The following is a 6,197-nucleotide window of genomic DNA, read 5'->3' on the forward strand; positions in this document are numbered from 1 at the left end:
TTGTAGTGAGTGATTTACTTGGTGCGGGCCATGGTGGAAAGATCAACATCACGGGTTTCGTGAGTGATTGCCATGAAGATGAAAGTGAGAACCCCGGCGCCTGCCAGGTAAAGGCCCACAGCACCCACACCGCCGTTAGCGTTTAGCCAAACCGCTGCATAAGGGGTCAGTGCAGCACCCAAAATTGAGGCCACGTTATAGGAGATACCAGATGCAGTGTAGCGGACGTTGGTGGGGAAGAGTTCGGGCAAGTAGGCCGACATGGAGCCAAAAGTCAGGCCCATGAGCGTCATGCCGATTGCCATAAACAGTACGATGCGGCCGGTATTAGCTTCAGCGCCGGTGCCCACTACCTCGGGGTTCATGAGCAGACCGAAGCAGAGGCCGAAGGCGATAATGCAGGCGGTGATGACGAGCTGCGATGATCGCCGGCCGTACTTATCAGCTAGCCAGCCCGAGACCGGGACCATAGCTGCGAAGAAGAGGATGGTAATGAGCTGGATGATGAGGAAGCTGCGGTAAGGAATACCCAAGCCACCCTTTTCTGCTGCGCCAATGCCAAAGGAAAGAATCCAGGCGGTCATCAGGTAGAAGAGTACGTAGGTTGCCAGCATGATGAAGGTGCCCTGAATCATGGGCCACCAGGCAACTTTGAAAGCCTCAAGCAGCGGGGTCTTGACCTTCTCGTCCCTGGCTGCGGCCTGCTTGAAGACGGGGGTCTCCTCCAGTTTGAAGCGAACGTAAAGACCTACAGCCACCATGATGATGGAAGCACTAAAGGGAATACGCCATCCCCAGACCAGGAAGTTGTGATCTAGACCGTCACCGGCTGCGATGGAAGTGAAGCCCATAGCCACGGTTAGCAGGAGCATAAAGCCGTTAGCCAGGATGAAGCCGAACGGTGCTCCCAGCTGGGGCCACATGGCGGCGCGGGCACGCTTGCCCTCTTCGGCGTATTCGGTAGCGAGAAGCGCTGCACCTGACCACTCACCGCCCAGACCCAGCCCCTGACAGAAGCGCAGGATGGTCAGCATGATCGGTGCCCACAGGCCAATCTGGTAGTAGGTGGGGAGCAAGCCGATGAGGAAGGTGGCGATACCCATGGTGAGCAGTGCGCCTACCAGGGTTGCCTTACGGCCAACCTTGTCACCAAAGTGACCAAAAATCACGGAGCCAATAGGGCGAGCAACAAATGCAGCCCCAAAGGTCGCCATCGACGCAAGAAGCTTGGCGGTGTCATCTTCACCGGTGAAGAAGAGCGCAGGGAACACTGCCACTGCGGCGGTGGCGTAGATGTAGAAATCATAGAATTCGATGGTGGTGCCGATGAGCGACGCCATGATGACGCGGCTACGGGGTATGGTGATGTCGCTGGCCGGTGCGACCGCTGATGCGGGTGAGGTAGTCACGGAAAGCTCCTGTATATACCGCTGACACGGTGATATGTGGTGTAACAGAAACTCACTGTAAACCGGTTGACTGCTATATGAAACAAGATTTCATATTATAAGACGTTACGTAGAGCAAAAAGAGCCGGGGTGCAGCGTTGAGCTACACCCCGGCGCCCGGGTAAAAAAATTTAGCGAATGGTAGCGATGACTGCACCGGCAGAGACGGTCTCACCCTGCTTGAGCTTCAGCCCGCTGACCTTACCCGCCTTATGGGCGGTGATGGGCTGTTCCATCTTCATGGCCTCAAGAACGACGATCAGGTCGCCCTCAGCCACCTTGGCGCCATCCTTGACCGCTACCTTCACGATGGTGCCCTGCATTGGGCTGGTCAGCTCGTTGCTGTTGGCCGCTGTAGCCCCGCCACGGGTTGATCGAGACTTACGTGCCTTGGCCGCTGAGGGCTTAGCCGCCGCTGAACCCCCAAATGCGGGAAGAGTGACCTCAAGTCGCTTGCCGCCTACCTCAACGGTCACCTTCTGGCGCTCGTCCTCGTCATCAAGCACGCCGAGAGCGCCGTTGTAGGCGGGCAGGGTGTTATTGAATTCAGTTTCAATCCAGCGGGTGTGCACGCTAAAGGGCTGGTCGTCAGCAGGTGCAAAAGCCGGGTCTTTAATGACCGTGGCATGGAAATTAGCAACGGTCGGCAGGCCTTCAATCTTAAGCTCCGCCAGCGCCCTGGAGGCACGAGCAAGAGCCTGCTCACGGCTGTCACCGGTCACGATGAGTTTGGCCAGCATGGAGTCAAAGTTACCGCCGATAGTATCGCCAGAAACCACACCGGAATCCCAGCGGACGCCGGGGCCCTGAGGCACGATCAGTTTTTCGATGGTACCGGGAGAAGGCATGAAGCTACGGCCGGCGTCCTCACCGTTGATGCGGAACTCAAAGCTGTGGCCGCGTACCTCGGGGTCGGTCGGGTTGATTTCTTCGCCCCGGGCAATACGGAACTGCTCTCGCACCAGGTCAATGCCGGTGACCTCTTCAGAAACAGGGTGCTCTACCTGCAGACGCGTGTTAACTTCAAGGAAGCTGATGGTGCCGTCTGTGCCAACCAGGAACTCGCAGGTGCCAGCGCCCTGGTAGCCAGCCTCTTTGAGGATAGCCTTAGACGCTTCGTAGAGACGTTCATTCTGTTCTTCGGTCAGGAAGGGGGCGGGAGCCTCTTCAACCAGCTTTTGGTTGCGGCGCTGAAGAGAGCAGTCGCGGGTGGAGACTACCACAACGTTGCCGTGCGCATCAGCCAGGCACTGGGTTTCAACGTGGCGGGGTGAATCGAGGAAGCGCTCAATGAAGCATTCACCGCGGCCAAAGGCTGCGATGGCCTCGCGGACCGCTGACTCATAGAGCTCACCAATTCCCTCGCGCTCGCGAGCCACCTTGATGCCGCGCCCACCGCCGCCGAAAGCTGCCTTGATTGCTACGGGGAGACCGAACTCATCGGCAAAGGCTTCAACTTCTTGGGGGCTAGTGACCGGGTCTTTGGTGCCGGGAACCAGGGGAGCACCCACCTTCTCGGCGATATGACGGGCTGCTACCTTATCGCCCAGTCGGTTAATAGAGGCGGGGGAGGGACCAATCCAGGTGAGACCAGCGTCAATAACCTGTTGGGCGAACTGGGCGTTCTCAGAGAGGAAGCCGTAGCCGGGGTGCATAGCATCGGCGCCTGAGCGCTGAGCTACTTCAAGAAGCTTGTCCATCACCAGGTAGGATTCAGCAGCAGTTGAGCCGCCAAGTGCATAGGCTTCATCGGCAAGTTGAGCGTGCTGAGCTTCGCGGTCGGGTTCAGCGTAAACTGCCACCGTCGCGATGCCCTCATCTTGGGCAGCACGGATAATGCGTACCGCAATCTCACCGCGGTTAGCGATCAGAACTTTGGTGACTGGGCCGGTGTGGCGCCCGGTCACCGGGGTGAAATTCTGTCCAGCATCGATAGTTTCAGTCACTCAAAGCTCCTCGGGAAGTATTGCGCCACGTCAAGGCGTCTAGTTGATGGCGCAACGGCTCATTTTAGGTGGCGTTTATAAAAAAATTTAACCGCATCTTGAAATTTATCGCGAATTTTTCCAAATGTCGCTGATTGAAACACCGAACGTGGTGAGCATCGTGCGCAGGGCATGTACCGAGAGGCCGACGATGGTGTGAAATTCTCCCTCAATACCCTTGATAAAAGCTGCCCCAAAACCATCAATAGTAAAGGAGCCAGCGACCCAGAGCGGCTCATCGGTAGCCACGTAGCTTTCTGCCTCAGCCTGGGTGAAGTGATCAAAGTGCACGGTGGCGCTGCGTAACTCACTGGTTTCTACCGGCTGCTGCCCGCGGTTATCAATCAACCAGTGGCCGGTATGCAGAACCCCAGATTTTCCGCTCATCGCTGTAATTCGCTCTAGCGCCACTTCTGCACTGCCGGGTTTGCCGTAGGGCAGCCCATCCAGTTCAAAGACAGAATCACACCCAAGGACGATTGCCCCGGCGCACTGGGGCAGGGCTGCAACAGCGCGGGCTTTAGCCTGAGCCAGTAAAAGGGCAGTCTGGGCAGGGGAGATATCGCCAAGCCCTTTGGCGTAGGCATATTCCTGTGCTGCTGCCAGGGCGGCGTCCTCATCAACATCGCTGACTAGAACCTCAAAGCTAATGCCCGCGTCCTCAAGGATTTTCTTGCGGGCGGGAGATTGGGAGGCCAGTATGAAACGGGGCTGTTGGATGGCGATACTATGCATAGCTCTAAGTGTATTGAATAGCCAGCTCTTGTGGCTGCTTAAACCCCGCACCATCCTTGAGCAACCCGCCTGATACGCAGGGGGCAAGAAGGGCGGCGCGGGGTCTAAATGAAGCTGGGCTTAGAAGAGACCCATGGGCTGGTCCGAGTAGGACACCAGCATATTCTTGGTCTGCTGGTAGTGATCCAGCATCATCAGGTGGTTCTCACGCCCGATGCCACTCTTCTTGTAACCGCCGAAGGCTGCGTGAGCTGGGTAGTTGTGGTAGTTGTTGACCCAGACACGGCCAGCCTGGATGGTTCGCCCCGCGCGGTAGGAGATGAACTGGTCACGGCTCCAGACGCCGGCACCCAAACCGAAATCGGTGTCGTTGGCGATGCGCATAGCTTCATCAAAATCGGTGAAGCTGGTGGTTGCCAGGACGGGGCCAAAAATCTCTTCCTGGAAGATGCGCATATCGTTGTTACCCGCAAAAACGGTGGGCTGAATGTAGTAGCCGCCCGCAAGATCCCCGCCCAGTTCGCAAGCTTCACCGCCGACCAGGACGTCCGCGCCTTCATCCTTGCCGATTTTAAGATAGCCAGTGATTTTGTCCCACTGTTCCTTGGAAGCCTGGGCGCCCACCATGGTTTCAGTATCCAGGGGGTTGCCCTGCTTCATGGCCTTGACTCGTTCGAGTCCAGCTTCAAGGAAAGAGTCATAGATAGACTTTTGGATCAGGGCGCGCGAAGGGCAGGTACAGACTTCGCCCTGGTTGAGACCGAAAGAGGCAAATCCTTCAAGAGCCTTGGAGTAGAAGGAGTCCTCTTCGCGAGCCACGTCCTCAAAGAAAATGTTAGGGGACTTGCCGCCTAGCTCCAGGGTGATGGGGATGATGTTCTCTGCGGCAGCTTTCATGATGATCGAGCCGGTAGTGGTTTCGCCGGTGAAGGCAATCTTGCGGATGCGCTTGCTCCCTGACAGGGCAGCACCTGCTTCAGTACCAAAACCGTTGACTACGTTCAGTACACCAGGGGGCAGCAGGTCCTTCCAGAGGTCAACCAAGAAGAGAATGGAGGCCGGGGTCTGCTCTGCCGGCTTGAGCACGATGCAGTTGCCGGTGGCTAGGGCCGGTGCAATCTTCCAGACCGCCATGAGAATGGGGAAGTTCCAGGGGATAATCTGGCCGACGACGCCTAGCGGCTCGTGGAAGTGGTAGGCGACGGTGTCCTCATCGATTTGAGATAGGCGGCCTTCCTGGGCACGGATGGCTCCGGCGAAGTACCGCAGGTGATCTGCTGCCAGGGGGATGTCTGCTGCTAGGGTTTCGCGCACCGGCTTACCGTTTTCCCAGGTCTCGGCTACCGCGATAGCTTCAAGGTTGTCCTCGATCACCTGGGCTAGTTTGAGTAGCAGGTTGGAACGTTCGGTGACGGAGGTTTTGCCGTAGGTTTCAAAAGCCTTCCAACCAGCGTCCAGTGCCTTATCGATGTCAGCGGCGGTGCCGCGGGCTACCTCGGTGAAGGGCTTGCCATTGACCGGCGAGATGTCTTCAAAATACTGGCCTTCGGCGGGAGCCACCCATTCGCCACCGATGAAGTGGTCGTAGCGGCTCTTGAAGGTGGCGATTGAATCTGAGGTGCCGGGTGCGGCGTAGACAGTCATGGGGTCTCCTTTGACAAAACTGTTTGTAACGCGAGTCACGTTTCAAAAAGTCTAACCGCACGCTTGGTCAGACGGCAAGGGTATATTTTGAATGAAAAGGCAGTTATCGTGTGGCACGCTATAGGCACTGCCATGAGGAGAAATATGCAAAGACCCCGCCTTGGCCTGATTGGAACCGGCATGATTAGTGCTGAGTTCGCGGCAGCTACTAAAGCTGAGAACGCCTTCGAGCTTGTTGCCGTAATGAGTCGCTCTAGCTGTGATGTCCAGGGACGTTGTTCTGGCCCCCGCCCGTAATGACACCGTGCCGATTCAAGAAGTATCTGTCCAGACCGCTTGCCATTGAAGGCATGTTAGAGTTTGGGGCATGTCGAGTCCCGAATCA

5 protein-coding genes are annotated in these 6,197 nt (G+C 57.0%); 1 reads left to right on the forward strand and 4 read right to left on the reverse strand.

The window, feature by feature from the left end:
- Positions 1-14 precede the first annotated feature (14 nt).
- The 4 genes from L6990_RS09840 to exaC all read right to left on the reverse strand — a co-directional run bounded on the left by L6990_RS09840 (position 15) and on the right by exaC (position 5,812).
- The gene (locus L6990_RS09840) at positions 15-1,409 is read right to left on the reverse strand and encodes an MFS transporter (protein WP_237203948.1); all 1,395 of its coding nucleotides are present in this window, start codon (positions 1,407-1,409) and stop codon (positions 15-17) included.
- Positions 1,410-1,579: 170 nt separating this feature from the next.
- A complete protein-coding gene (locus tag L6990_RS09845; RefSeq protein ID WP_237203949.1) occupies positions 1,580-3,394 on the reverse strand; it encodes an acetyl/propionyl/methylcrotonyl-CoA carboxylase subunit alpha in 1,815 nt (604 codons plus the stop codon).
- Positions 3,395-3,499: 105 nt separating this feature from the next.
- Positions 3,500-4,168, reverse strand: a complete 669-nt coding sequence (locus L6990_RS09850) for a Maf family protein (RefSeq protein WP_237203950.1) — start codon at positions 4,166-4,168, stop codon at positions 3,500-3,502.
- A 120-nt stretch (positions 4,169-4,288) separates the two neighbouring features.
- A complete protein-coding gene (gene exaC / locus L6990_RS09855; protein WP_237203951.1) occupies positions 4,289-5,812 on the reverse strand; it encodes an acetaldehyde dehydrogenase ExaC in 1,524 nt (507 codons plus the stop codon).
- A 144-nt stretch (positions 5,813-5,956) separates the two neighbouring features.
- On the opposite strand from exaC, the gene L6990_RS09860 reads away from it, so the two are divergent.
- Complete coding sequence (locus tag L6990_RS09860) at positions 5,957-6,109, forward strand: hypothetical protein (RefSeq protein WP_237203952.1); 153 nt, start codon at positions 5,957-5,959, stop codon at positions 6,107-6,109.
- Positions 6,110-6,197: the final 88 nt, after the last annotated feature.

Source organism: Rothia endophytica (genome assembly GCF_928381505.1).
In the GTDB taxonomy this organism is placed as follows: Bacteria; Actinomycetota; Actinomycetes; order Actinomycetales; family Micrococcaceae; genus Rothia; species Rothia endophytica_A.

Excerpts from the sequence above, each read along its gene's own strand:
- L6990_RS09850 (WP_237203950.1), bottom strand. The coding sequence starts at position 4,168 with ATGCATAGTATCGCCATCCAACAGCCCCGTTTCATACTGGCCTCCCAA.
- exaC (WP_237203951.1), bottom strand. The coding sequence starts at position 5,812 with ATGACTGTCTACGCCGCACCCGGCACCTCAGATTCAATCGCCACCTTC.
- L6990_RS09860 (WP_237203952.1), top strand. The coding sequence starts at position 5,957 with ATGCAAAGACCCCGCCTTGGCCTGATTGGAACCGGCATGATTAGTGCT.